This window comes from Mesorhizobium sp. W016, from assembly GCF_054719485.1.
In genome coordinates this window covers 4,022,204-4,045,218 of record NZ_JBTTIF010000002.1, presented here as the reverse complement: position 1 = coordinate 4,045,218, position 23,015 = coordinate 4,022,204, and the positions used below count along the sequence as shown (strand labels likewise).

Here is a 23,015-nt window from a genome sequence, read left to right as displayed (position 1 = left end):
GGTTTCCGGATATGTTCTGTGTTCCCGCCAACATCGTATGCGCTGGCCGCTCTCGTGCGAAAGCAGCACCCACCTTGAAAGAGCTTCAAGAATTTCAGCGGAAACTCAAGGGGTAAAGATAGGCCCGTTTCGCACAACAAACCGATCGTCCGGTTTTTCGGGTAAACAGTGCCTGGGCGCCGCGGCAAAGCACTGAAAGGAAGGCAAACCTCCGTCAGGGGATCAGTATTGTCGTACCCGTGGTCTTGCGCCCTTCGAGATCGGCTTGCGCCTTGCCGGCGTCCTTCAGCGCATAGCGCTGGTTGATCTTGATCTCGACCGCGCCGCTCAACACCACATCGAACAATGCCGCGGCGGAGATTTCGAGGTCTTCACGCTTGGCGTTGTAGACGAACAGCGTCGGCCTGGTAGCGAACAGCGAGCCCTTCTGCGCCAGCACCGACATCGAAAATGGCGGGATCGGTCCAGAGGACTGACCGAAAGAGACGAACATGCCGAGCGGCTTCAGACAGTCGAGCGAGGCCGGGAATGTGTCGTTGCCGACCGAATCGTAGACGACGTCACATTTCTTGCCGCCGGTGATGGCGGCGACGCCGGCGACGAAATCCTGCTCCTTGTAGTTGATGACATGGTCGAAGCCATGCGCCTTGGCGAGCTCGATCTTGTCGGTTGAGCTTGCCGTGCCGATGACGGTGCCGCCGAGATGTTTTGCCCATTGTCCCAGGATCAGCCCGACGCCGCCGGCGGCGGCATGAAACAGGATGGTGTCGCCTGCCTTCACCTTGAAGGTCCGGCGCAACAGATACTCCGCCGTCATGCCTTTAAGCATCATGCCGGCGGCCTGTTCGTCGCTGATGCGGTCCGGTACCTTGACCACGCGGTCGGCGGCGACAATGCGCTGTTCGGCATAGGCACCGACATTGACGGCATAGGCGATGCGGTCGCCCGGCTTCAGCCAGTCGATGCCTGCGCCGACCTCGAGAACCACACCTGCCGCCTCGCCGCCCGGGATCAGCGGGAAGCCGCCGGGCGGCGGATAGAGGCCGATGCGGTGATAGACATCGATGAAATTGAGGCCGATCGCGGTGTGCCTGACCAGGATCTGCCCGGCGCCGGGTTGTCCCGGATCGGCGTCTTCATAGGTCAGGACTTCCGGACCGCCATGGGCGTGGATACGGATTGCTTTGGACATTTGTGGGCTTTCCTGCGGTCAGGCTTTCTTAGTGTCCGGCTTGGCGCCGAGTTTGGGGAAGAACTGCATGATACCGCCGATGCAGGCGAGGTAAAGTCCGGTGATGGTGATGCCGACCTTGGTAAAGACGCCGACCTGTTCGCCCAAAACGCCGATCTGGTCGTAGAAGGCGGCAAGGGCCGCCTGCGCCAGCGCCAGCGCACCGAAAGCACACCAGAGCAGCGTCATGCCAAGATTAATTGGCCGCAGCCGCACCACCCGCACGGGATGAATGAAGTTGATCGGCACGAAGGTGAGGATGCCGGCCGCCACGACGACGCCGAAGGACACCCACTGTCCCGGCTCAATGACGAACAGCGTGAACACGACCATGTTCCAGACCACCGGAAAGCCTTTGAAGAAGTTCTCCTTCGTCTTCATTCCGGTGTCGGCATAATAGATGGCGCTGGACACCACGATGATGGCCGCCGACAGGAAAGACAGCCCTTCGCCCATGAAGCCGCGCTGGTAGAGCGCGAAGGCGGGGATCAGCACATAGGTGACATAGTCGATGATGTTGTCGAGGAGTTCGCCCGACCAGGTCGGCAGGATCTCCTTGACCTCAAGCTTGCGCGCGATCGGCCCGTCTATGCCGTCGACGAACAGCGCCAGCCCCAGCCACCAGAACATCGCCGTCCAGCGTTGCTCGCTTGCCGCCACCAGAGACAGGAAGGCCAGGAACGAGCCAGACGCGGTCAACAGATGCACCGAGAATGCCCGCGCCTGCGGCCAGGTGACCTTTTTCTTCGGCCTGGGTATCCGGTCGGTGATCTTTTTGGCGGCATTCCTGGCGGTTGTGTTCTTGCTCACGGGCCCCGCCAATCCAGTTTGCAGATTTCGGCCGAGCGGCCGGCAAAGTTCCAGTTGTGGCCGAACGCCCGCATCTTGCTTTTGTCGGACCTGGCCACGATGATCTCCGGCGCGATCCAGTATTCCGAGTTGCCGATCACGGTATCCTTCTCGCGATCCTTGCCGGGAATCGGTGTGACCGCCCCGTCGATGATCTTCGGTATCTGGAAAATACGGGTCTTGTCACGCGTCTCGTAGGTGATCGGCACCTGCTCGACACCGAGGAACTTGCCGACAAGGATCGACAACAGCGAGGTTGTTCCGCCGGCCTTCCCGGTGAAGATCCTGGTCAGCGCTTTCACCGCATAGACGGAGGCTTGCTTGTCGATGAACAGGCCTGCGGTCCAGTTGCCGCGGCTCATATAGCCTGGGATTTCCATGACCAGACCGAGATTGAGGCCGGACAGGTCGACCTCGCCGAAATGGCCTGCGTCGATGCGGAAGCCCGCCCAGGTCTGGCAATAACCCTCCGTCGGCGGATGGCTGCCAAGCGACAGTACGCAAGGACAAAAAACCGTGCAATTGCAGGAGAGTACGAGCTCTCCTTTCATTGCCCAGCCTTGCTCTGCCATGGAATTATCCCCCGTCATGCCGAGACTACTAGCAGGGCGACTGCCCAGACAAGCAGTATCGCACCGGCCACTCGGGTTGGAAGGCTGCCGGTGGTCTGTTTTTCGATCAAGGTGAACAGGCCGATCAGCGCCATCCAGAACACGTTCATCGCGCCGACGGCAAACATCACCAGCATCAGCGCCCAGCAGCAGCCGAGGCACCACATGCCCTGCTTCAGCCCTAGCCGGAAGATGCCACCCGGCTCCGCGCTCCAGTTGGAAAACAGTGTCGAGAACGGGTTCCGGCATTTTGTCAGGCAGGCCTGCTTGAGGCTGCTGAACTGGTAGAGGCCGGCAACCAGCAGCGCGGCCGCCGCGGCAAGGCCGCTCACCGGATCGAGCAATCGAGCGGAGGACGCAAATGCGTGGACGAGCAACGTCAGCACCGCGAAGCCGATAGAGGCGACAAGCCATGTCGAGAGGTAGCCGGCAGCCAGGACCAGCGGATGGGCCACCGGCTCGCCCTTGATGCGGGCGGTGTCGGCGATTTCACAATAGGTACGGATCATCGGCGCCGCCGACGGCAGCATCGTCGCCACGGCCATCAAAAACCACATCACGATCAGCGCCAGAACCGGTGCGCCGCCGGCATCAAGTGGTGCGGGCGTCAGGCACATGCCGAAGAAGCGGTCGAGGACATCCGGCAGCGGCAGTTGCGGCAGATATCGCAGGACCACATCGCCTGGTACGCCGGGGAGCCGGCCTTCGGCGCCGCGGATCGCCATGGCGCCGAGAATGAACCAGGCGAGCAGAATGCCGCCGGCGATGGCGATGTTGACCGTCAGGCGGGGGCTGCGGGCCAGGCTTGCCGTGGCGCGACCGGCGCGGTCGAGATGGCTGAAATCGTCCTGCTGGCCGGTCATGACAACCGAATGAGCCTAATCGCCGCGTTGATCAAGCCGCATGGTCTGACCTATATCCATGGGTAGACACCTGCATCGCAAACTGGAAGTCCAATTTGGATCATCGCGAGACAGCACGGATACTGGTAGCCGGCAGCGGCCCTGCCGGACTGATCGCGGCGCTCGGTTTCGCCGAGGCGGGCTTTCCGGTAACCCTGGTCGGACCCGAAGCAGGCGGGCCCGATGGCCGGACCACGGCGCTGATGAACCCTGCTCTCAAGGTTCTCGATCGGCTGGGCGTGCTGGCCGAACTTGCGCCGAAGGCCGCGCCGCTGAAGGTCATGCGCATCGTTGATGCGACCAGCCGGCTGATCCGCAGCCCGGTGGTGACTTTTCGCGCCATAGAGATCGGCGAGGAGCAGTTCGGGCTCAACCTGCCCAACAGTGCGCTGAACCCGACGCTGGCCAAGTCCGTCGCGGCGCATCCCGGCATCGAATGGCTGACGTCGATGGTCGAGAGTTGGCGTCTGGACGCCGATCAGGCGCATGCCGTCTTGACTGATGGTCGCGAAGTCTCGGCCGCGCTTGCGGTCGCTGCCGATGGGCGCCTGTCGCCGGCGCGCGAGGCGGCCGGCATAGTGGCCTCGGTGCGATCCTACCGCCAAGCGGCGCTGGTGCTGAATTTTGGCCATCGCAGCGAACACGGCTTCACCTCGACCGAGTTCCACACAGAGACCGGGCCGTTCACCCAGGTGCCGCTGCCCGGCAACCGCTCCAGCCTCGTCTGGGTGGTGAAACCGGAGACGGCCAAGGACCTCGCCGCACTCGATGACGCGACGCTTTCCGAGCGTGTCGAGCAGCAGATGCAGTCGATGCTGGGCCGGGTGTCGGTCGAGCCCGGCCGACAAATTTACCCGCTTTCAGCGGCATCACCGGGGCGCTTCGCGCAAAACCGGGTGGCGCTGGTCGGCGAGGCTGCACATGTGTTCCCGCCGATCGGAGCCCAAGGTCTCAACCTCGGCATCAGGGACATCGAGGATCTGATTGGAATCGCTGGTGAAAATCGCGGCGACCCCGGCGCCGCGAAGGCCCTGGCCGCCTATGATTCCAGGCGCCGTCCCGACATTCTGGCGCGTTCCGGCGCGGTCAATCTGCTCAACATGTCGCTGCTTTCGGACATGCTGCCGGCGCAGATGGCACGCAGCGCCGGCCTCAATGTGCTCGGCAGTTTCGCGCCGCTGCGCGCCTTTTTCATGCGCGAAGGCTTGAGGCCGGGCAGCGGCTTTGCGGCGCTTACCGGCGGTTCAGGGAAACAGATCCGGCGGTAAGATGCCGTGGCGGATCATGTAGAGCAGCCCGGTCACCGTCAGCACCGAGAGGCAGGTGGTGATCAGCACGCTGGCCGAGGCGCGTTGCACCCAGACGCCATATTGCTGGGCGATGACGAAGACGTTGGTTGCGGTCGGTAATGCCGCCAAAAGCACGGCTGAAAAAACCCAGATTTCGGAAAAGTTCCCGATCCAGCTCAGCACGACGTAGCAGAGCGATGGATGCAGGATCAGCTTCAGCGCCGCGATCGACGCCAGCTCATGCGGCACGCGGTTGAGCGGCCGGAGCGCAAGCGTCACGCCCATGGCAAACAGGGCGCAAGGGGCGGCTGCCCGCGAAAGATATTCAAGCAGGCGATCGACCGGCTGCGGTGGGTGAAAGCCGAGATAGGCCGCGCCGACGCCAAGCGCGGTCGCGATGATGAACGGATGCAGGACGATCTTTTTGAGCACGCCGAGGATCAGCCGCCACGGCGATGTCTTGTCGTCGCCCGAAAGCGCCATCATCATCGGCGCGATGGCGAAATGCATGATGTTCTCGAAGCAGAAGATCAGTGCCACGGGCACCGCCGCCTGCTCGCCGAAGGCGAGCAGCGCCAGTCCCGGCCCCATATAGCCGATATTGCCGTAGGCCGCGGCCAGCGCCTTGATCGTCGACTGGGCTATCTCGCCGCGCGACGCCGTCACCGACCAGACGAACATGATCGAGAAGATCGTGTAGGTGGAAAACACCGAGCCGAAGATGAAACGCCATTCGGTCAACTGTTCGAACGGCGTGCGGGCCAGCAATTGGAAGAACAGGGCAGGAAGCGCGACATAGACGATGAAGGTGTTCATCCAGCCAAGCGCTTCCAGCGGCTGCCTGGTGATGCGCGCGACCAGAAAGCCGATGAAAATCAGCCCGAAGAACGGAAGAACAAGACCGACAATGTCAGACATTTTTGCCCTGGCCCGAAACCCCGGGACCGGGCTAGCCCGTAGCTTCATCGGGCGTCAAGCGCTTCGGCATTGAACTGACACGCTTTCTGCGCCAAATAAAGCCTGATCCCAGACCTAAGTCGGGCTCGATTTTTGGCCACGGTGTGTGTAAATTCAAAGTCTTAGAGCGCTCTTCGCACATTCGAGGGGACGCCGGGCGCTCTAGAGGCTTAGTGGTGAGTATGATGAAAACGGCCAAATTTTCGATCGGACAGGTGGTTCGTCATCGGCTGTTTCCGTTCCGCGGCATCATTTTCGATGTCGATCCGCAATTTGCCAACACCGACGAATGGTACGAAGCCATCCCGGCCGACGTGCGGCCGCGCAAGGACCAGCCGTTCTATCACCTGCTCGCCGAGAATTCGGAAACCGAATACATCGCCTATGTCTCCGAGCAGAACCTGCTCGAGGATCAATCGGGCGAACCGGTCCGGCATCCACAGATCGGCGAGATGTTCGACAAGCGGCCCGACGGACGCTATGAGCCAAAACGCCAGTCGAGACACTGACATCACCTTGCATCGACGTGACGACAACAAAAAAGCGGGGCATGACCCCGCTTTTTGTCGCTCCGGTATCTGTCCCGGCGATTAGTTGGCGGCTTTGGCCTTGGCCTGCTCGTCCTTGAGCTTCTTGGCGAAGTCCTGGTTGTTCTTGACGACGAAATCCTGAAGTTTTTTCTGCCGATCCTCGATGTCCGACTGCTGCAGCGGCGCGCCGTCAAAGGCGCCGCTGAAGCCGGTCAAGGCAACCTTGATGGGATTTGGCTGACTTTGGAAGTTGATCGAGGTCAGCGTGATCGCCTGTCCCTTCTTGAAGGACGCGACGAGCGCGTCGGTCAGCGGCACTTCGGCAACGCAACGGTCGGCGAAGCAAATGACATAATCCAGCTTCGTCGCCTTGCCGGCGTCTATCTGCAGGGCGATGCCGGGGGGCACCAGGCGACCTGGGGGAACCGTGACCTGGAAGACCTTGCGGTTTACCTTGCCCTTCAACTCGATCAGGCTGACGCCGGTGACGAACTGGCCGTTGCCGGCAGTGATGATGTTCTGGACATTGCAGATGTCGACATCTTCCTGCTTGGTGCAGGCCTTGAACCAACCCTGCGGAATCTGTTGCTGTGCCGAAGCGGTGGGAAGTCCGGCGCCCAGAAAGCCGACCACGCCCGCGGCCAGGACCGAAAGGCGGTATGCGTTGCTGTTCAGGCTCGTCATGTCGTGCATTTCCTCTCAAATGATCCCGGGACCGGCTTCTTCGCGCCGTGTGGTCCTGCTACCTGTTGCCGAATTGAGGCAACAGAATGACTTCGGAGCGCGTGTTACACTGCATGAGCAGCCGAATCCAGCCCGCCGCCTGCAATTCTTGGCCTCGCAATTTGGGTCGTGCGATTTGGGTTGATGTATCTGGCCGGAGCGCCGCGGCGCCATGTTAGGGTGCACTCCGAATCATCAAGCCGCCCAGTAAGGAGACGGTCATGGGCCGCATTCTTGTTTGGCTGATCGCCGCAATTTCGTTCTTCGCCTTTGCACCCGGCGTGGCGATGTCGGAACCGAAACATGCCATCGCCATGCAGGGCGAGCCGGCGCTGCCAGCCGACTACCAGCATTTCGACTACGTCAATCCCGATGCGCCCAAGGGCGGCAACATCACTTACTGCGTCGTCGGCAGCTTCGACAATCTGAACCCGTTCATCCTGAAGAGCCTGCGCACCACGGCGCGCGGCATGCAGGACCTCATTTTCGGCAATCTCGTCTTCGAGCCGTTGATGATGCGCAACTACGACGAGGCCTTCAGCCTCTATGGCCTGCTCGCAGACACGGCCGATATGGATCCCGAGCGCAAGTGGATCGAGTTCCATCTCAACCCAAATGCAAAGTGGTCCGATGGCGAGCCGGTGACGCCGGATGACGTGCTTTTCACCTACGATGTCTTCACCGACAAGGGCCGCCCGCCCTATAGGGACCGCATGAGCCTGATCGCCAAGCTCGAAAAGACCGGCGATCACAGCGTGCGCTTCACCTTCAACGACAAGGCCAATCGCGAGACCCCCTTGATCATCGCGCTGACGCCGATCATCCCAAAGCACGCCTTCAACAAGGATACCTTCGACAAGACGACGCTGAAGCCGGTGATCGGCAGCGGTCCCTATACCATCGACAAGGTGCAGCCGGGACAGCGCATCGTCTTCAAGCGCAATCCGAATTACTGGGGCAAGGACATCCCTTCCAAGCGCGGCTTCGACAATTACGACCAGATCACCATCGAGTACTTCCTCAACGCCAATGCCAAGACGGAAGCGTTCAAGAAAGGCATCTGCGCCATTTACGATGAGGGCGATCCGGTCAAGCGCGAGCGCGATATCGATTTTCCCGCCTTCCATCGCGGCGAGGTGATCGCCGAGACCTTCGACACCGGCATACCGCCCGTGGTGACCGGGTTCCTGTTCAACACGCGGCTGGAGAAGTTTTCCAATCCGGAGGTGCGGCGCGCGCTCGGCATGCTCTACGACTTCGAATGGGCCAACAAGAACCTGTTCGGCGGCAAGTACACGCGCACGATGAGCTACTGGCAGAATTCCGAACTTTCCGCGCTCGGCCATCCCGCCAGCGACAGGGAAAAGGCGCTGCTGGCGCCCTACCCCGGCCGCGTGCCGGCCGATGTCATGGACGGCAGCTGGCGCCCGCCGGTGAATGACGGCACCGGCCAGGACCGCAAGGTGATGAAGGTGGCGTTCGACCTGCTGAAGAGTCAGGGCTACGCCGTTAGGGATGGTGTCCTGCTGGACCCAAAGGGAACTCCCTTCGGTTTCGAGATCCTGACGGCGTCGCAGGACGAGGAACGCTTTGCCGCCATCTATCAGCGCTCGCTGGAAAAGATCGGCATCGCGGTGACCATCCGCAGCCTCGAGGCCGACCAGATCCAGTCGCGCAAGCAGCGTTTCGACTTTGAGGTTCTTGTCGGGTCGAGCGGGTTCAGCAACTCGCTGTCTCCCGGTATGGAGCAGAACCTTCGCTGGGGTTCTTCAGAGGCCAAAAGAGAAGGTTCATTCAATCTGGCCGGCGTCGCCGATCCGGCGGTCGACGCGGCGATCGACGCGATGCTGAGAGCACGGACCAAGGAAGACTATGTCGCCGCCGTGCGCGTGCTCGACCGATTGCTGATCTCCGGCAATTACATGGTGCCGATGCAGTACAACGCGCAGCAATGGCTCGCTTACTGGAATTACCTGGACCATCCCAAAAAGACGCCCATATTCGGTTATCAATGGCCGACCTGGTGGCGCAAGCCGAACTGAGCGTGGCCGAGATCGGTCTCGCTGAAACGTTCGGCTGCAGGAGATCAAGATGAGCGATGACAATTCCATTACCGTCGACGTGGTTTCCGACGTCGTCTGCCCCTGGTGCTTCGTCGGCCAGAAGCGGCTGGATAAAGCGATTGCCGCTGCCGGCGACGTTGAGGTTCATGTGCGCTGGCGGCCGTTCCAGCTCGACCCGACCATCCCGCCCGAGGGCAAGGACCGGCGCGAATACATGCTGGCCAAATTCGGCAGCGACGAGCGCATCCGTCAGATGCATGCCCGCGTAGAGCCGCTCGGCGAAGCCGAAGGCATCGATTTCGCTTTCGACGCCATCAAGGTCGCCGCCAACACGCTGGACGCGCATCGTGTCATCCGCTGGGCCGGTGCCGCCGGTGAAGCCGTGCAGAACCGGCTCGTGCGCCGGCTGTTCCAACTGTATTTCGAGAAAGGCGGCAATATTGGCGACCACGCCGTGCTGATCGATGCCGCCCGCGAGGCCGGCATGGACGCTGCCGTGGTCGAAACGCTCCTGCCGACCGATGCCGACGTCGAGGAGGTGCGCACAGAAATCGCCACGGCATCGCGGATGGGGATCACTGGCGTGCCGTGCTTCCTGCTCGAAGGCAAATACGCCGTCATGGGCGCGCAGGACGCCGACACGCTGACTGATGCCATCCGCCAAGTCGCGGCCGCAAAGGCCAAGGGCGAGCTGGAAAAGGCCGGCTAGAGCCTGTTCCATCCCGATGGAAATCGGGATGGGGCTCTATTCTCCTTGTTTGAGCATGATCTCTGGACAAAACGGTTCCCGTTTGTCCGAGAAAACCGGCAACCACTTTTCGGGATCATGCTCGGGTTATTTCACCGTTACCTTGGCTTTGCTGAGGAAGAAGCCATGCCCGTTGCTGCCCGTGCAGGTCAGTCCCTTGGTTGACGACTGGCAGGTAAACGGCCCTTTGCTCCAGCTGTTGCCATAGGCCAGCTTCGCGACATCGATGCAGCAGCCCTGCTCTCCCGGATTCTTGATCAATGTCGCCGGGCCGTTCGGCCCAAGGATCACGGTGACGTAGCTGGGCTCGACGCGCGAACAGCTCAGTTCCGGACCGCCATCCTGTGGTTCGTAGGTGCTGGTGCCGCCCTTCGGCGTGTAGATGCAGCCGATGTTGCCGGACGGAGCATTGAACTCGATTTGCCCTTCGGCGCTTGCCGGAATGGTCTGGCTGACGGCATGCGCAAGAGGCAGCCAGGCAAAGAGCGTCACCATTGCGGGAACGGCTGCGCGTGCAAGCATTGGGGAGCTTCCTTGTTGGGGACCGGACATGCATCGGTGCCGACAGTGCCCGGCAAGGTTCATTCCAGTGCGCTTGATTGTCAAACGGTGTTGAGCTGCAGCTAAAAAGCGCGTGCCCCCTCATGAACAGTCGCTTTACAGGAGCGACGATCTTGCGTGCCCAACCGTGATGGCCGGTGAAATGATTCGGGCGACCTGGGGCGATCACGGACGGCAATTTTTCGGGCGATCCGGTTAGCGCGCGGTGGGAAAACCGGCCGACGGGCAGGCCTTTTGGTCACAAAGCCGTGTATGAGCCTTCCCTCAGGGAATATTTTCGCACATCTGAGCGTTCTCGCAACAAATTGAAACAAAGGACAAATTCGGCCCAAAGACGGCGGTCTCGCAGCACCAACTGTTGCCTCATGGCAACGGGGGTGGGCTGCCTCACATTCGCCGGCATAAAATTCATAGAAAATGATCAATTGGTGTTACTATCCGTAACAAAACTAAAAAAGGTTTGGGCGGGATTGTGATTCGGGTCGACAGACCGCGACGTTCAATATCGGCACTTTGGAACCGCGACGCCCCCGCCGGGCCGTCGCCCCTGACGCCAGTATCATCGATGCGGACCTTCTGGGGACTGATGCGGGCCTACTGGTTCTCGGACCGGTGGAGAGAGGCCTGGGCTCTTACCGTCGTCCTCGCACTCATCATAGCCCTGTCGAGCAAGGCCGACGTCTGGTTTACCGTGTTGGCGGGCGAACTGGCAGCCTCAATCGCTTTTTTTCACGACGCCGCGAATACCACGCCCCTTGAATCGGTGCTTACCAATGCCGGCCTGCTTGTGCTGCTGGTCGTGTTCAAGGACATGGGAATCATAGGCGCCTGCAAATTTGTATCGGCGACATTGCATCGCAAATGGCGCGCCTGGTTGAACGCGCGTTTCAATGCGGCGCTGCTCGATACCAACCATACGCACTACCACGCTCAGAATGGCTCGCCAGATGCGCCAGCGCCCGACAACATCGATCAGCGCGTGCAGGAATCGATCAAAGACATGGCCGGCGGCGCCATCGGGCTTGCCCAAGGTGTCTTCGGCGTCTTCACCTCACTTTATTTTGTCGGCGGCGCTTTGCTGGCGAATTCCGTGGAGGTAAAAGGCCTGGATGCCCTCGGCAGCTATGGCAGCGCCGTCCTCGCTCTGCTGGCGGTTGCCATCTATGTGCCCGTCAATACCTGGATCGCGATCAAACTCGGCGGAATGCTGGAGTGGCTCAATGTCAGGATGCAGAAGGCCGAAGGCACCTATCGCAGCGAGCTGATCACCTTGTTGCGCCGCAGTTTCCATGTGTCGGCGTCGCAAGGCGAAGACGTGCAAAAGACGATACATGGACGGCTCTATCTGGATATCGATACCACCTGGTCGAAGCTCAACATCGTCAACACCCTCTATGCGGGATTCGAATCGGTCTATAATTTCGTCGGGGCCAAAGTTGTCGCCTACGGACCTGGTCTGGTGCCGTTCATCCACAACGGCGTCGACCTCAAGGGCTACATAACCGGTTCCGAGCAGGTCAACGCGCTGATCAGCAAATGTTCCTGGTTCATCCATGTCATGCCGAGTCTCGCCACCTTGCGGGCCAACAGCCAGCGCGTCATTGAATTGGCGCACGCCATTGAAAACGTCCAACAGCCGCAGGAATTCTACAGCCAGACCGGCCGTTCCGATTTCCACTATGCCAGCCAGAACCCGGTCTTCGGCCTGACCATCCAGAAGCTTGAACTGGCGCATCAGGGTGAAGACGCCACGCCGTTCCTGAGCGCAGCCAATCTGCGCTTTCGGCGCGGCGAGTGGGCATTCCTCAAGGGCGAATCCGGCTGCGGCAAGACTTCGCTGATCAAGGCGATCAACGGCTTGTGGCCTTATGGCCGCGGCACCATCGTCTTCCCTGACGGTGTGAGGAGCTTCTATGCCGCCCAGGAGGTCAAGCTGCAGCAGGTGTCGCTGAAGCAGCTGGTGTGCCTGCCCGGCTCCGAGGACGACTATGGCGATGCGCAGGTCGCGGCAGCCCTGCACAAGGCCGGCCTTGGCGATTTCATCGAACACATGGCCGATGAAAGCCGCGAGGGAAAGATCTGGGACCAGCTGCTGTCCGGCGGCCAGAAGCAGAAGCTGGTTGTGGCCCGCATCGTGCTGCAGCAACCGGGACTGTTGTTCCTCGACGAAGCGACCGGCGCGCTCGATCCGGATGGCAAGATCGCCTTCCACCAGGCCATCAAGGACAACTGTCCCGATGTCACGGTGATCAGCATCATGCATGAGGCGGTGCCGCCACGTTCGGCCTCGGGCGAGGAATTCTACCATAGCGTGGTCGCGATCGCCGACGGCGTCGCCACCAAGAGGCCGCTTGTTCCGAACCTTCCGCGCGAGCTCACCACCATCCTTACGCAGCCGCGGCCGGTCGAGGACAAATGGATGCGTTTTTCACGCCGGCTGAAGCAGAAATAGCAGCCACGCCGAAGCGCGTTCCGCCACTGGCGGCGGGGCACTCGCTCCTCCCCCTTCAATAATCATCACAGTCTCGCGATTGGGCCGGCTCCCGGCTGTTTTCCGCCACCCCCGCGATTGACTCGCCAAGATGCGCTCCTATGTTGCGCCCGCTCGCTGAATTCCAACTCGAACCTGCGAGCAGAAAGGTCACCGCGCCATGCCTGGCGACAGTAGTCGAACGCAACCGCCGTCCGCCTCGATGTGACCTCTAACGGCTCACGTCCCGCCGGACGGCAAGGAGTGAGCCATGAACGAATTTACCCCCGTCGTAGCGGGCGACGATGCCGTCGCTATCGCGCGTATCCTTGCCAATGATCACGTCGCCGATGTCGTCGAGGCCCTGAACCGGGAAGCTCGCGATACCGCGATAGAACTGCTTTGCGAAATGCCGTTCGAGCGGCTGGTCGAGATCTTCGACCAGCCTGAACTCGACGGCGCCTCCGATCTGGCCGAGGCGCTGCCGCGCGCCAAGGCGTGCAAGCTGCTGACCGCCATGTCGGTCGACCGCGCCGCCGATATCCTGCGAGAGCTGGATGAGCCGACGCGCTCCGAGCTGCTCGGCGGGTTGGTCCCGCCGCTGCGGGCAACGCTGCTTTCCATTCTCGGCTATCCCGAAGGCAGCGCCGCCTCGATCATGACGACCGAATTCGTCAGCGTGCCGTCGGACTGGTCCGTCGGGCGCACGCTCGACTACATCCGCAAGGTGGAGCGGACGCGGGAGACCGTCTACGCCATCTACATCGTCGATCCAGACACGCATGTGCTGGTGCGCTCGACCGGCCTGCGCCGGCTGATCACCGGCGAGCCGGACGATCCGATCCTGTCGGTGGCGCCGGATCGCGCCCCGGTGACGGTGACGCCGCTGACCGATCGCGAGACACTGGCGCAGACGATCTCCAAATATGACCTGCTCGCGGTTCCCGTCGTCGACCATGGCAAGATCCTCGGCATCGTCACCATCGACGACATCATCGACACCATGATCGAGGAGACGACCGAGGACGCGCATCGCTTCGGCGGCATGGAGGCGCTCGACGAGCCCTACATGAAGATGAGCTTTCTCGCCATGATCAAGAAGCGCGGCGGCTGGCTGTGCGCGCTGTTCATCTCGGAGATGCTGACCGCCAACGCCATGCAAAGCTATGAAGGCGAACTGCAAAAAGCGATCGTGCTCACTCTGTTCATCCCGCTGATCATGAGCTCGGGCGGCAATTCCGGTTCGCAGGCGACCTCGCTCGTCATTCGCGCGCTGGCGCTGCGCGAGATCGGCCTTCGCGACTGGTGGCGGGTGGCGTTGCGCGAATTGCCCACCGGCTTCGTGCTCGGCGCCATGCTTGGCGTGGTCGGCATCTGCCGCATCGCGCTCTGGCAATATATGGGCTTCTACGATTATGGGCCGCATTGGCCGCTGATCGCGGCGACCGTGGGGGCAGCACTCGTCGGCATCGTCACCTTCGGCTCGCTGTCGGGGTCGATGCTGCCGTTCGCGCTGAAACGGATCGGCTTCGATCCGGCGAGCGCCTCGGCGCCGTTCGTCGCCACGCTGGTCGATGTCACCGGCCTGGTGATCTATTTCTCGGTGGCGCTGGTCATCCTGCGCGGCACTTTGTTGTAATAAGCTTCAGGCTCCCATCTCGGTGGCAACAGCGGCTGCCATGGGGGGTTCTTCAAGATCGAGCGCGCGGGCGTCAATCGACCCGCACGCCGTTCTTCACGCGGTAGGTAGGCTTGTACATGGTGACCAGTTCCTCCGCTGCCGTCGGGTGGACGGCCATGGTGCGGTCGAAATCATCCTTGGTGACGCCGGCCTTCAGCGGAATGCCGAGCAACTGCGCCATCTCGCCGGCGTCCGGCCCGAGGATGTGCGCGCCGAGCACTTTTCGCGTGGCGCCATCGACCACCAGCTTCGTCAGCATCTTTTCGTCGCGGCCCGACAGCGTGTGCCGCATCGGCCGGAATGTGGCGCGGTAGATTTCGATATCGGAGTAGCGCTTGACGGCATCGTCCTCGGACAGCCCGACGGTGCCGATCTCCGGCTGTGAGAAGACGGCGGTCGGAATGGTGTCGTGGTCGGGCGCGGTCGGATTGCCCTTGAATGCGGTCTCGATGAAGCACATGGCTTCGTGGATCGCCACAGGCGTCAACTGCACGCGGTTGGTGACGTCGCCGATCGCCCAGATGTTGTCGATGTTGGTGCGGGAATACTGGTCGACAACGATGGCGCCGGTTATGCCGAGCTCGATACCGACGCCTTCCAGGCCCATATTCTCGGTGTTTGGGAGGCGGCCGATGGCGAGCATGACCTGGTCGATCGTCAGCACCTTGCCGCCGGTGACCAACGCATCCAGCCTGCCGTCCGGCCGTTTGCGGACCCATTCCGACACGGCGTGGCAGAGGATCTTGATCCCCTTCTTTTCCATGGTTTCGTGCAGCATGTGCCGCAGGTCCATGTCGAAGCGCGACAGTATCTCCTTGCCGCGATAGACCAGCGTGGTGTCGACGCCCAAGCCATGGAAGATATTGGCGAATTCGACGGCGATGTAGCCTCCGCCCTCGATCATGATCGCCTTCGGCAGTTGCTTGAGGTCGAAAACCTCATTGGAAAAGATGCAATGCTCGTGACCGGGCAGCGCCGGGTGCGGCGCCGGCCGGCCGCCGGTGGCGATCAGGATCTGGTCGGCGGTGACGGTGCGGTCATCGCCCAGGAGATGCACGACATGCGGGTCGACCAGCATGGCGCGCGAGTGGAACGTCTCGCCGCCGGCGCCTTTCACGTTCTTTTCGTAGATCGCTTCCAGACGGGCAATCTCGCGGTCCTTGTTGGCGACCAGCGTCGGCCAGTCGAAGCTCGCCTCCGGCACCGTCCAGCCATAGCCGGCGGCGTCGGCAAAATGCTCGGGAAATTGCGAGGCATAGACATAGAGTTTTTTCGGCACGCAGCCACGGATGACGCAGGTGCCGCCATAGCGGTATTCCTCGGCGATGCCGACACGCTTGCCGAGCGCTGCCGCCACGCGCGCCGCCCTCACCCCGCCGGAGCCGCCGCCGATGACGAAGAGATCGTAGTCGTAACCGGCCATGCTGCTGTTCCTTGCCCCAAGAAATGTTTGAGACAGGTAGGCTGCATGAAGCCAAAAGAAAAGCCCGGTTTCCACCGGGCTTTCTGGTCCAGCGGCAAGGATGCCGGTGGCGAAATCAGACGTCTTAGTTCTTCGGCGCTTCCGGCTGGTCACCGTCTGCGGGCGCATCGCCGTCGGCAGGTGCAGCGCCATCGGCGGGGGCAGTTGCGTTATCCGGCGCAGGCGCGGCCGGAGCAGCGGCCTTCGCGGCGGCTGCCAGCGTTTCGCCGACCTGCTGGGCGAGATCGCGCGCCAGGCCGTTCTGCCAGATGTCGGCGGCTTTGACCAGTTCGCGCGTCACGTTGGGGCCGTTGTCGAGCAGCTTCTTGCCGGCATCGGAATTGTAGAAGGCGGCGATGTCGGTGAGATCCTTCTCGGAGAACACCTTGGCATAGGCGAGCGCTGCTTCCTTCTCCAGATCGGCACGGCGCGAGGCCAGCGCCAGTGCCTTTTCGCTGACGGTCTTGCCGATCAGCTCCTGCATATCAGGGTTCTTCTGGATGAGCTGCTGCTCGAGCGAGGCCGCCGCTTGCGGCAGGATGTTGTCGAACGAGTCGGTCGCGTGGATTGCCGTGACCGCCGCCCGTGCCGCCTTCAGATGCGATTCCGTGATCTCCTGCGAGAACGCCGGGGAAGAGAAGGCGAAAACGGCCGAAGCCGCCAGAACGGCGCAAAGATTGCGAACCCGGTTATGCAACATCATGATCGGTAGAACTCCCTGGTTTTCGGGCGGCATGGACTGTTTGGATGCCGTCGCCGCCGGCGATGATGGCCGCTGACGCCAGCCCGATGAAAAGACCATGCTCGACCACACCAGGAATGGCATGGAGAGCATTAGAAAGCGCTCTTGTATCCGGAATGCGGCCAAAAGATGCATCGAGGATAAAATGGCCGCCGTCTGTAACAAAAGGCTGGCCCCCCGTCATCCTCAATGTAACCGGGCCGGAAAGGCCGAGACTTTTGGCCGCTGCCGCGACCGCGATTTCGGTCGCGCACAGGCCGAATTGGTTGACTTCGATCGGCAAGGGAAACCGGCCAAGGGTGTCGACCATCTTCGAGCGATCGGCAATGACGATCATGCGCTGAGATGCCGCCGCGACGATCTTCTCGCGCAGCAGCGCGCCGCCGCCGCCCTTGATCAGTGTCAGCGCCGCGTCGATCTCGTCGGCGCCGTCGACGGTAAGGTCGAGCTCGGGCGTTTCCTCAAGCGTCGACAGCGGCACGCCAAGTTCGCGGCAAAGGGCTGCGGTGCGCTCCGACGTCGGCACGCCGATGACGGTCAAGCCCGCGGCGATCTTTTCGGCCAGCAGCCGCACGAATTCGTCGGCCGTCGTCCCGGTGCCGATGCCGATGCGCATGCCGTCGCTGACATGGGCAAGGGCTGCCCGCGCGGCCTCGACTTTCAACTGCCTCGCATCCATGCTCGCCCCAGGGGTTTGGCTTGGTTCTGATTTTTCTGGATGCGCGCTCCTAGCACTTTTGCCCGCAGGGTCAAAGACTTTGGCTCGCACCGGCTTGCCTGAAAGAAGCGCAGCCGCTATCGCCTGCCTGCAATGCATCAGCCACAGGACAGGCCATGACCCAACCGATCATCGTGTTCGACCTCGACGGGACGCTGATCGACACGGCGCCGGATCTGCTCGACAGCCTCAACCACAGCCTTGCCGCCAGCGAGCTTGCCGCTGTCGACGAGGCCGGCTTCCGGCGTTTTGTCGGCCAGGGCGGACGGGTGATGATCGAGCGCGCGCATACCGCGCAGCAGAAATCGCTGGCGGTGGAGGAGCACGACAGGCTGCTGAAGGTGTTCCTCGACCACTACACACTCAACATCCCCGGCAAGTCGCGCCCCTACCCCGGTGTCGTCGAAGCCATCGCCCGCTTCGAGAAGGCCGGCTATCTGCTCGCCATCTGCACCAACAAATATGAGGCGAATTCGAAAGCGCTGATCGAGGCGCTCGGCCTGACAAAGCATTTCGCCGCGATCGCCGGCCAGGACACGTTCGCCTTCCGCAAGCCCGACCCGCGCCATCTGACCGAGACCATCCGGCTCGCCGGCGGCGATCCGCATCATGCGCTGATGGTCGGCGATTCGCAGACCGACATCGACACCGCCAAGGCAGCCGGCATTCCGGTGGTCGCCGTCGATTTCGGCTACACCGACCGCCATGTCAGAGAATTCGAGCCATCGGCGGTGATTTCGCATTTCGACGCGCTGACGCTCGACCTGGCGGAACGGCTGATTGCAGCTGCGGCCGGCTGAGCGAAACGGGCGATTGCGCGGCAGCGCCTGCCCTCGCCTATTTCAGGCACAGAAGGCCGGCGCATCGCCTTGACTTCACAACCCTGCCTCCCTTATATCGCGGCTCGCTTGGCCTTCGGGCAACGAGCGGGCGATTAGCTCAGCGGGAGAGCACACCCTTCACACGGGTGGGGTCGCAGGTTCAATCCCTGCATCGCCCACCATTTTCTTTCCCTGAACAGCGCACTCCAAGCCAGCACTCCTAGCAGCTGCAACTCGCCCCTTCCCCACCAAAATTCTTCTGCGCGAAGTTCAAGGCGCTTGAGTAGCTCGTGTAGCTCTGGAACTGGCAGACATCGGAGCCGTTGCGCACCTTCATCTGCTCGAGATCCCAGAACGAAACCTCGATGTGATCGTTGGCGCAATAGACCGTGTATTTTTCAGGCTCCAGCGCGTTGGCTTTCTGCAGCGGCATGGAGACGGCTGGAATGCAAAGCGCGGAAAGTGCAAGCATGACGGCGTGACGCGTGCGCATGTAAAAACCTCTGGAGTGAGAACAGCCCGTATTTGTCGCGACGATAGTGAGCGGCGCATCGCGGCTTTTTTACGCGCCCTTGTCTTCGCCCCGCTCGGGCCTTCAGTGTTTCTATATGCTGGTCCATATCTCCAATGTGTTGGCCTTGATGATCGGCACCGCACGGGCTGTCACCAGTCGGCCAGCGGCAACCGTGAGGTCGGCGGCCAGCAGTTCGGCGGCGCCACGGTCGGCGTCGTTGTAGGGGTTGTAGCGAACTTCGTTCTTGCCGGCGGCAGCGGCGACACGTTCTTCGCCAGGGTTTGGAATGCCCCAGCCCAAGGCCCGCATTTTTGCGGAAAGCGCCCCGGCGTCCTCGCGCGCCATGCCGGCGAACTGGACGTAAACCGTCTGTGGGCTCTGCTGGATACGCAGCCGGTCCTTCAGCGTGTTGAGTGCGTTGCGATCCTGCTCACCGATAACAGTCTGGCCGTCGGCTGCCGAAAGGGCGAGATCGGCAACCGCCCGGCGCGCGCCGGCAAACACAGCCAGCCAGTCCGGGCGTTCCCACAATTCAGGCGGTACCCCAAGCAGGGTCTCAAGCACGTTGCGGCGCCCCGCCGGTGTCAGCCCGCTTATGCTTTGCAGGCCGGCCATCTCGACGAGAGCCGCGACGATCTTCTGCCGTTCGACCACCGGAAGGTCTGCGTCTTCGAGGACGGCAATCAGGTCACCGCGCAGTGCATCATTTGCGCCGTCGAGCAGCTTGACGCGAGCCGCCAGTTCGTCGGCCGCGGTTCCATTGGGGCCGCGGTTCTTCAGTGAATCCGTCCATTCGATGAGAGGGTCGAAATTGAGGCTCGTGAGCCTTTCAAGCTCGGCAACCGGGAGCCGATACTGCTCGACGTTGAACGCCCCCGTAGCGTCGGCTGGAATGAAGAACGCATCGACCTCAAATTCCGGCTCCCTCACCTCTCCCTTCACGGCCGCCGACACCGAGGACACCGCGAGCTTCCAATAGGCATAAGGGACCGGCACGCCGTCGACCGGCTGGTCCGCGGGCCGGAAGACAGGACCACTGAAGATGGTCACCCGATTGGCGAGCGGATTGTGCTGCGAGCGAACCCAGTTTTCGAGCGGCACCCATCGGCTGCCGTAGAAAGTACGCGGCTGCGGCATCGTGTTTGGCAGGAAAGAGGCATACTGCGCCAGCTTGAGCGCCGCCGTTGCCGGATCGCCGGCGAACTCCGGACCCCAGGCGATGTCGCTGGCACTTGCAAATCGCGCCGCCAGCCAGGGCCGGTCCGCGCGAAAGTACCAGTTGGGACGAGGCTGGTAGTCGACCGACAATCGGCTGTCGGGTTTCAGTCTGCTGGCGGTGAATTGCAGCGGCAACCTCTGCGACCGATCCAGGTTGACGGCCGAATAGATGGCCATGCGATGAGTTCGGCCCATGACCAGCGAGTAGTTGATGTAATCAAGCGGCGGCGCCACGGCGTCGTTGGCCAGGTCGTCGGTTATCCTGGGCAAGCCGATCGTGGCCCCTATGAAATCGACCTTGTATCCCGAAAGAACGTTAGGCTGTTTGTCTATGTCTTTGCCAAGCAGCGGTTCAAGCGCGGCGCGCAGCGGCGCCGGCAATTGGTCGAGCGCGACCTCGCCGCTTTTGACCTGCCCGGCCAGCTCGACCAGCACCCCCTGTCGCAAATCGGGCGCCAACTTGTCCAGGGACACGCTGCCGAGTTTGAGCTGTTCGACCACAAGCAAGATCGCGGATCGCAAAGTGGCCTGCGTGGCTTGCTGCTCGGCCAGCGTCTTGGCGGCGTCTTCCGCCTTCTTCTCGGCAACGGCAAGTGCAGCCTCGGCTCGCTGGCGTGCGTCTTCCGTCTTTTCAAGGGCGGTGGAAAGCTTTCCATTGAGCTTTGCGACCTCACTCGCCGTCGTCTCGGCATCCTTGCGCGCGTCAACAGCGTCATTTCTCTGGACGTAGGCGAAATAGGTGGTTGCCCCAAGGATCGCGGCCAGGATGGCAAACAGCGCGATCAATATATTCTTGCTGCGATCGCGCTGCTTCTGGCTGTCGGTCTCCGCCTTGGCGCTCGCCTCGACGAACTCGGCGATGTCCGGCCCCTGCGGCAGCTCCGCCGCCTCCTTCAGCGCTTCGCCGCGCAGGAGATAGCCGGGATAGCCGGTGTTCTTCCATTGCCGCGCCTGGGCGGCCACGCGAATGCGAAAGCGCTCGGTCAGCTCGTCCGAACTCAGTTCGTCGTCCGATGCGAAGCCGTCGCCGGATTCGGCACCGTCTTTGGTCGCGACGGCCATTGATTCAGGAACGGCGATGGCGACCGTTCCTGAATCGTTGATTTCACGCGATGCCGATTCGGAGTCAACCGCGACGGCAATTGGCTCTGTTGTTTCGAGCCCACCGCCACCTGCGAAAGACGCGAGCCGCGCCGGGCTGACGTCGGCTGAGGTGATGCCCGGCCGCGTGACCAGTTCGGCGGACCAATAATCGAGTATGCGCTGCGCCGCGCGCCGGTCGGATTCCCGCGCGATGGTGCTGCCGGCGCGCCGTGCCTTGGCCAGGAAGTCGCGGATGGCCTGCGCATCGGGGGCCGTGTTGTCGATGCTGGCTTCCGTCGTCTCGGCGCCGGCCTTGTCGCTGCGGCTCATCGATGGGTCGACGGCTTCATTGCTGCTGGCGATGCGCATCAGCTCGAGATGTGCGATCCGGATGTCGCTCAGCGAAATAAAATCGGCCGGAGTTTCGGTCTCCGTGCCTGTCGCAAGTTCATCGCTCATGGCCCCAGGTCCTCAATGATCTTATGCAAAGGCGTGCTGACGCGGACGATCGAGGCGCATTCCGTTTTCAGCGCCAGATCGACCTGGACGAAGCGTTGCTGGGCCTCGTCCCGATAGGCTTCGAAGGCAAGAATGAAGGCGGTATCGACGGTCTCGCGCGATAGCTGGTCGTTGACGTCGGTGGAGTAGTCGACGAGCGTCGTTCGCCAGGCGCCATTGGGATCGAGATCGGCAAGAACCTTGACCTTCACTTCCAGGTTTCGCCACAGCGGCGAAAACTGGAACGGCAGCGACTTGTCCGCCGCGGCGCCCTCTTCTATCGGCTCGATCATGTCGGTGAGGCTGGCCAGCTTGTTGTCGACGTCCTGCCAGAGCTTATGCTCGACGACGCGCGCATAGATGGTCGACGACAGCACCATGATCGCATCATGCGCAGCCTTTATCAAAGGAACATCCGGGGCACCTGCTGGAAGCTTGCCGGCTATCGTGTCGAGACCGGTGGCAAGAAGCCCGAACGGCAAATTCTTCGCGGTAACGAAAATCTGCTGGTTGAGCCGCGAAGGCACGACGCGCAGCACGGTGCGCACGTCAAACAGCGCGTCGTAGGCGTCCGGAGACTTGTTATCGATGGCAGCCTGCAACTTGATCGCAGCCGCCTTGAGGTCGTCGAGCCAGGCCTGCTCGATATCGTGAAGCGCCGGCCCCGCCGGCAGCTCCATGACCGACTCTCCGATCGAGACACAGAAGAGCTTCAATATTTTGAGGAAATTGCGCAGGACGCGGACCTGTTCCAGGTCGGCCCCCATGTCGCGGGCGGCGACCAGCAAGGTCTGGAAGCTGCCGATGCCATATTGGAAGCTCTGCAGGTGGTCATGCAGGTCCTTGTAGGTCTTGAGGACATCGATCTGGCTGGCGACGGTGGTGAGGCCATCGCCAGCGGCGAGTTGCGCCTGAATGTCCTTGGGCTGCTGGTTGACGGCGTTGAAGCCTGCGAGCGCGGTGTTGACCCGATCGTCGGTGGTCAGGCCAGGCAGTTCGGGCGTCGGTTTCTCGCCCGCGGCAAGTTCATCCAGATAGGCTTTGCATATTGCGGCGCATTGCGGATTTTGCCGAACGACAGTGTTCATCAGCGGCTGCGACAGCTTCTTGGTCAAGGCATAGTCGAGGATGTTGAACCAGACTGTGAGCGCCGCGCCCTGGAGGTTGATGGCGCCAGCGACGATCCCAGCCTCCTTGGTTACCTGCAACCAATCGGGAGGCAATGGGTAGAGATCAGCCAGTTGAAGCCTGAGGTCGAAATAGGCGCTGATCTCTGAACTCCCTGGTGTTTGGTGTGTGGCGTTATAAACCGTCACATCCGAAAAAATTTACATGCCGTAGTCC

The 23,015-nt window shown here is 61.8% G+C and carries 20 protein-coding genes and 1 tRNA gene; 8 read left to right on the top strand and 13 right to left on the bottom strand.

Annotation, left to right across the window (positions count from 1 at the left end; genetic code table 11):
• Nucleotides 1–214: 214 nt before the first annotated feature.
• From ACYG9V_RS20065 to ACYG9V_RS20050, 4 genes are read right to left on the bottom strand one after another with little or no spacing between them, the layout of a single operon-like run.
• Nucleotides 215–1,192, bottom strand: coding sequence for a quinone oxidoreductase family protein (locus ACYG9V_RS20065; RefSeq protein ID WP_352763414.1), 978 nt, complete (start codon nucleotides 1,190–1,192; stop codon nucleotides 215–217).
• Nucleotides 1,193–1,210: 18 nt separating this feature from the next.
• A complete protein-coding gene (gene pcsA, locus ACYG9V_RS20060; protein ID WP_023682522.1) occupies nucleotides 1,211–2,041 on the bottom strand; it encodes a phosphatidylcholine synthase in 831 nt (276 codons plus the stop codon).
• The gene (locus tag ACYG9V_RS20055; RefSeq protein ID WP_352763416.1) at nucleotides 2,038–2,652 is read right to left on the bottom strand and encodes a DUF1326 domain-containing protein; all 615 of its coding nucleotides are present in this window, start codon (nucleotides 2,650–2,652) and stop codon (nucleotides 2,038–2,040) included. Before ACYG9V_RS20055 ends, pcsA begins: the two co-directional genes overlap by 4 nt.
• Nucleotides 2,653–2,666: 14 nt before the next feature.
• Entirely contained in the window at nucleotides 2,667–3,554 is an 888-nt protein-coding gene (locus ACYG9V_RS20050; protein ID WP_352763418.1) for a DUF2182 domain-containing protein, read from the bottom strand.
• Between the two features lie 95 nt (nucleotides 3,555–3,649).
• Here ACYG9V_RS20050 and ACYG9V_RS20045 point away from each other — a divergent pair, with 95 nt between their 5' ends.
• Nucleotides 3,650–4,861 carry a UbiH/UbiF family hydroxylase gene (locus tag ACYG9V_RS20045; RefSeq protein ID WP_352763419.1) on the top strand — a complete coding sequence of 404 codons (1,212 nt, stop codon included), beginning with the start codon at nucleotides 3,650–3,652 and terminating at the stop codon, nucleotides 4,859–4,861.
• On the opposite strand, the gene ACYG9V_RS20040 is transcribed toward ACYG9V_RS20045, so the two are convergent.
• The gene (locus ACYG9V_RS20040) at nucleotides 4,838–5,800 is read right to left on the bottom strand and encodes an AEC family transporter (RefSeq protein WP_460222003.1); all 963 of its coding nucleotides are present in this window, start codon (nucleotides 5,798–5,800) and stop codon (nucleotides 4,838–4,840) included. The two genes, ACYG9V_RS20045 and ACYG9V_RS20040, sit on opposite strands and share 24 nt — an antisense overlap.
• A gap of 224 nt (nucleotides 5,801–6,024) precedes the next feature.
• Between ACYG9V_RS20040 and hspQ the strand changes: the two genes are divergently transcribed.
• On the top strand, nucleotides 6,025–6,348 hold the full coding sequence (gene hspQ / locus ACYG9V_RS20035) for a heat shock protein HspQ (protein ID WP_023668971.1): 324 nt from the start codon (nucleotides 6,025–6,027) through the stop codon (nucleotides 6,346–6,348).
• Between the two features lie 81 nt (nucleotides 6,349–6,429).
• Here hspQ and ACYG9V_RS20030 read toward each other — a convergent pair whose 3' ends face one another.
• Complete coding sequence (locus tag ACYG9V_RS20030) at nucleotides 6,430–7,053, bottom strand: invasion associated locus B family protein (protein WP_023668972.1); 624 nt, start codon at nucleotides 7,051–7,053, stop codon at nucleotides 6,430–6,432.
• Nucleotides 7,054–7,313: 260 nt separating this feature from the next.
• On the opposite strand from ACYG9V_RS20030, the gene ACYG9V_RS20025 reads away from it, so the two are divergent.
• Both ACYG9V_RS20025 and ACYG9V_RS20020 read left to right on the top strand, forming a co-directional pair.
• Nucleotides 7,314–9,134: an extracellular solute-binding protein gene (locus ACYG9V_RS20025; protein ID WP_352763425.1), complete on the top strand. Its 1,821-nt coding sequence runs from the start codon at nucleotides 7,314–7,316 to the stop codon at nucleotides 9,132–9,134.
• A gap of 49 nt (nucleotides 9,135–9,183) precedes the next feature.
• Nucleotides 9,184–9,864: a DsbA family oxidoreductase gene (locus ACYG9V_RS20020; protein ID WP_023688489.1), complete on the top strand. Its 681-nt coding sequence runs from the start codon at nucleotides 9,184–9,186 to the stop codon at nucleotides 9,862–9,864.
• A 126-nt stretch (nucleotides 9,865–9,990) separates the two neighbouring features.
• On the opposite strand, the gene ACYG9V_RS20015 is transcribed toward ACYG9V_RS20020, so the two are convergent.
• A complete protein-coding gene (locus ACYG9V_RS20015) occupies nucleotides 9,991–10,425 on the bottom strand; it encodes a hypothetical protein (protein WP_352763427.1) in 435 nt (144 codons plus the stop codon).
• A 604-nt stretch (nucleotides 10,426–11,029) separates the two neighbouring features.
• On the opposite strand from ACYG9V_RS20015, the gene ACYG9V_RS20010 reads away from it, so the two are divergent.
• Together ACYG9V_RS20010 and mgtE are read left to right on the top strand one after the other, a co-directional pair.
• Entirely contained in the window at nucleotides 11,030–12,916 is a 1,887-nt protein-coding gene (locus ACYG9V_RS20010) for an ABC transporter ATP-binding protein/permease (RefSeq protein ID WP_023691324.1), read from the top strand.
• Nucleotides 12,917–13,205: 289 nt separating this feature from the next.
• Nucleotides 13,206–14,573, top strand: coding sequence for a magnesium transporter (mgtE, locus tag ACYG9V_RS20005; RefSeq protein WP_023696129.1), 1,368 nt, complete (start codon nucleotides 13,206–13,208; stop codon nucleotides 14,571–14,573).
• A 73-nt stretch (nucleotides 14,574–14,646) separates the two neighbouring features.
• On the opposite strand, the gene gor is transcribed toward mgtE, so the two are convergent.
• The 3 genes from gor to rpiA form a co-directional block, all read right to left on the bottom strand.
• Nucleotides 14,647–16,038 carry a glutathione-disulfide reductase gene (gor, locus tag ACYG9V_RS20000; protein ID WP_023691326.1) on the bottom strand — a complete coding sequence of 464 codons (1,392 nt, stop codon included), beginning with the start codon at nucleotides 16,036–16,038 and terminating at the stop codon, nucleotides 14,647–14,649.
• A gap of 124 nt (nucleotides 16,039–16,162) precedes the next feature.
• Complete coding sequence (locus tag ACYG9V_RS19995) at nucleotides 16,163–16,780, bottom strand: DUF2059 domain-containing protein (RefSeq protein WP_023668979.1); 618 nt, start codon at nucleotides 16,778–16,780, stop codon at nucleotides 16,163–16,165.
• Complete coding sequence (rpiA, locus tag ACYG9V_RS19990; RefSeq protein ID WP_023668980.1) at nucleotides 16,767–17,498, bottom strand: ribose-5-phosphate isomerase RpiA; 732 nt, start codon at nucleotides 17,496–17,498, stop codon at nucleotides 16,767–16,769. The genes ACYG9V_RS19995 and rpiA overlap by 14 nt, the downstream gene beginning before the upstream one ends.
• A 155-nt stretch (nucleotides 17,499–17,653) precedes the next feature.
• Here rpiA and ACYG9V_RS19985 point away from each other — a divergent pair, with 155 nt between their 5' ends.
• Together ACYG9V_RS19985 and ACYG9V_RS19980 are read left to right on the top strand one after the other, a co-directional pair.
• Nucleotides 17,654–18,337, top strand: coding sequence for a phosphoglycolate phosphatase (locus ACYG9V_RS19985; RefSeq protein ID WP_023691328.1), 684 nt, complete (start codon nucleotides 17,654–17,656; stop codon nucleotides 18,335–18,337).
• Nucleotides 18,338–18,465: 128 nt separating this feature from the next.
• Nucleotides 18,466–18,540 (top strand) — tRNA-Val (locus tag ACYG9V_RS19980).
• A 38-nt stretch (nucleotides 18,541–18,578) separates the two neighbouring features.
• Here ACYG9V_RS19980 and ACYG9V_RS19975 read toward each other — a convergent pair.
• The 3 genes from ACYG9V_RS19975 to ACYG9V_RS19965 form a co-directional block, all read right to left on the bottom strand.
• A complete protein-coding gene (locus ACYG9V_RS19975) occupies nucleotides 18,579–18,851 on the bottom strand; it encodes a hypothetical protein (RefSeq protein WP_023696133.1) in 273 nt (90 codons plus the stop codon).
• A gap of 111 nt (nucleotides 18,852–18,962) precedes the next feature.
• Nucleotides 18,963–21,632, bottom strand: a complete 2,670-nt coding sequence (locus ACYG9V_RS19970) for a DNA/RNA non-specific endonuclease (protein ID WP_023805164.1) — start codon at nucleotides 21,630–21,632, stop codon at nucleotides 18,963–18,965.
• A complete protein-coding gene (locus ACYG9V_RS19965; protein WP_352763430.1) occupies nucleotides 21,629–22,879 on the bottom strand; it encodes a hypothetical protein in 1,251 nt (416 codons plus the stop codon). The genes ACYG9V_RS19970 and ACYG9V_RS19965 overlap by 4 nt, the downstream gene beginning before the upstream one ends.
• Nucleotides 22,880–23,015: the final 136 nt, after the last annotated feature.

Bases quoted from the DNA above. Each gene is read 5' to 3' on its own strand.
- ACYG9V_RS20010 (WP_023691324.1), top strand. From the start codon at position 11,030: ATGCGGACCTTCTGGGGACTGATGCGGGCCTACTGGTTCTCGGACCGG.
- ACYG9V_RS19970 (WP_023805164.1), bottom strand. From the start codon at position 21,632: ATGAGCGATGAACTTGCGACAGGCACGGAGACCGAAACTCCGGCCGAT.
- gor (WP_023691326.1), bottom strand. From the start codon at position 16,038: ATGGCCGGTTACGACTACGATCTCTTCGTCATCGGCGGCGGCTCCGGC.
- ACYG9V_RS19995 (WP_023668979.1), bottom strand. From the start codon at position 16,780: ATGATGTTGCATAACCGGGTTCGCAATCTTTGCGCCGTTCTGGCGGCT.
- mgtE (WP_023696129.1), top strand. From the start codon at position 13,206: ATGAACGAATTTACCCCCGTCGTAGCGGGCGACGATGCCGTCGCTATC.
- ACYG9V_RS20065 (WP_352763414.1), bottom strand. From the start codon at position 1,192: ATGTCCAAAGCAATCCGTATCCACGCCCATGGCGGTCCGGAAGTCCTG.
- ACYG9V_RS20030 (WP_023668972.1), bottom strand. From the start codon at position 7,053: ATGACGAGCCTGAACAGCAACGCATACCGCCTTTCGGTCCTGGCCGCG.
- ACYG9V_RS19985 (WP_023691328.1), top strand. From the start codon at position 17,654: ATGACCCAACCGATCATCGTGTTCGACCTCGACGGGACGCTGATCGAC.
- ACYG9V_RS19975 (WP_023696133.1), bottom strand. From the start codon at position 18,851: ATGCGCACGCGTCACGCCGTCATGCTTGCACTTTCCGCGCTTTGCATT.
- ACYG9V_RS20020 (WP_023688489.1), top strand. From the start codon at position 9,184: ATGAGCGATGACAATTCCATTACCGTCGACGTGGTTTCCGACGTCGTC.
- rpiA (WP_023668980.1), bottom strand. From the start codon at position 17,498: ATGGATGCGAGGCAGTTGAAAGTCGAGGCCGCGCGGGCAGCCCTTGCC.
- hspQ (WP_023668971.1), top strand. From the start codon at position 6,025: ATGAAAACGGCCAAATTTTCGATCGGACAGGTGGTTCGTCATCGGCTG.
- ACYG9V_RS20050 (WP_352763418.1), bottom strand. From the start codon at position 3,554: ATGACCGGCCAGCAGGACGATTTCAGCCATCTCGACCGCGCCGGTCGC.
- ACYG9V_RS20015 (WP_352763427.1), bottom strand. From the start codon at position 10,425: ATGCTTGCACGCGCAGCCGTTCCCGCAATGGTGACGCTCTTTGCCTGG.
- ACYG9V_RS20025 (WP_352763425.1), top strand. From the start codon at position 7,314: ATGGGCCGCATTCTTGTTTGGCTGATCGCCGCAATTTCGTTCTTCGCC.
- ACYG9V_RS20055 (WP_352763416.1), bottom strand. From the start codon at position 2,652: ATGGCAGAGCAAGGCTGGGCAATGAAAGGAGAGCTCGTACTCTCCTGC.
- ACYG9V_RS20040 (WP_460222003.1), bottom strand. From the start codon at position 5,800: ATGTCTGACATTGTCGGTCTTGTTCTTCCGTTCTTCGGGCTGATTTTC.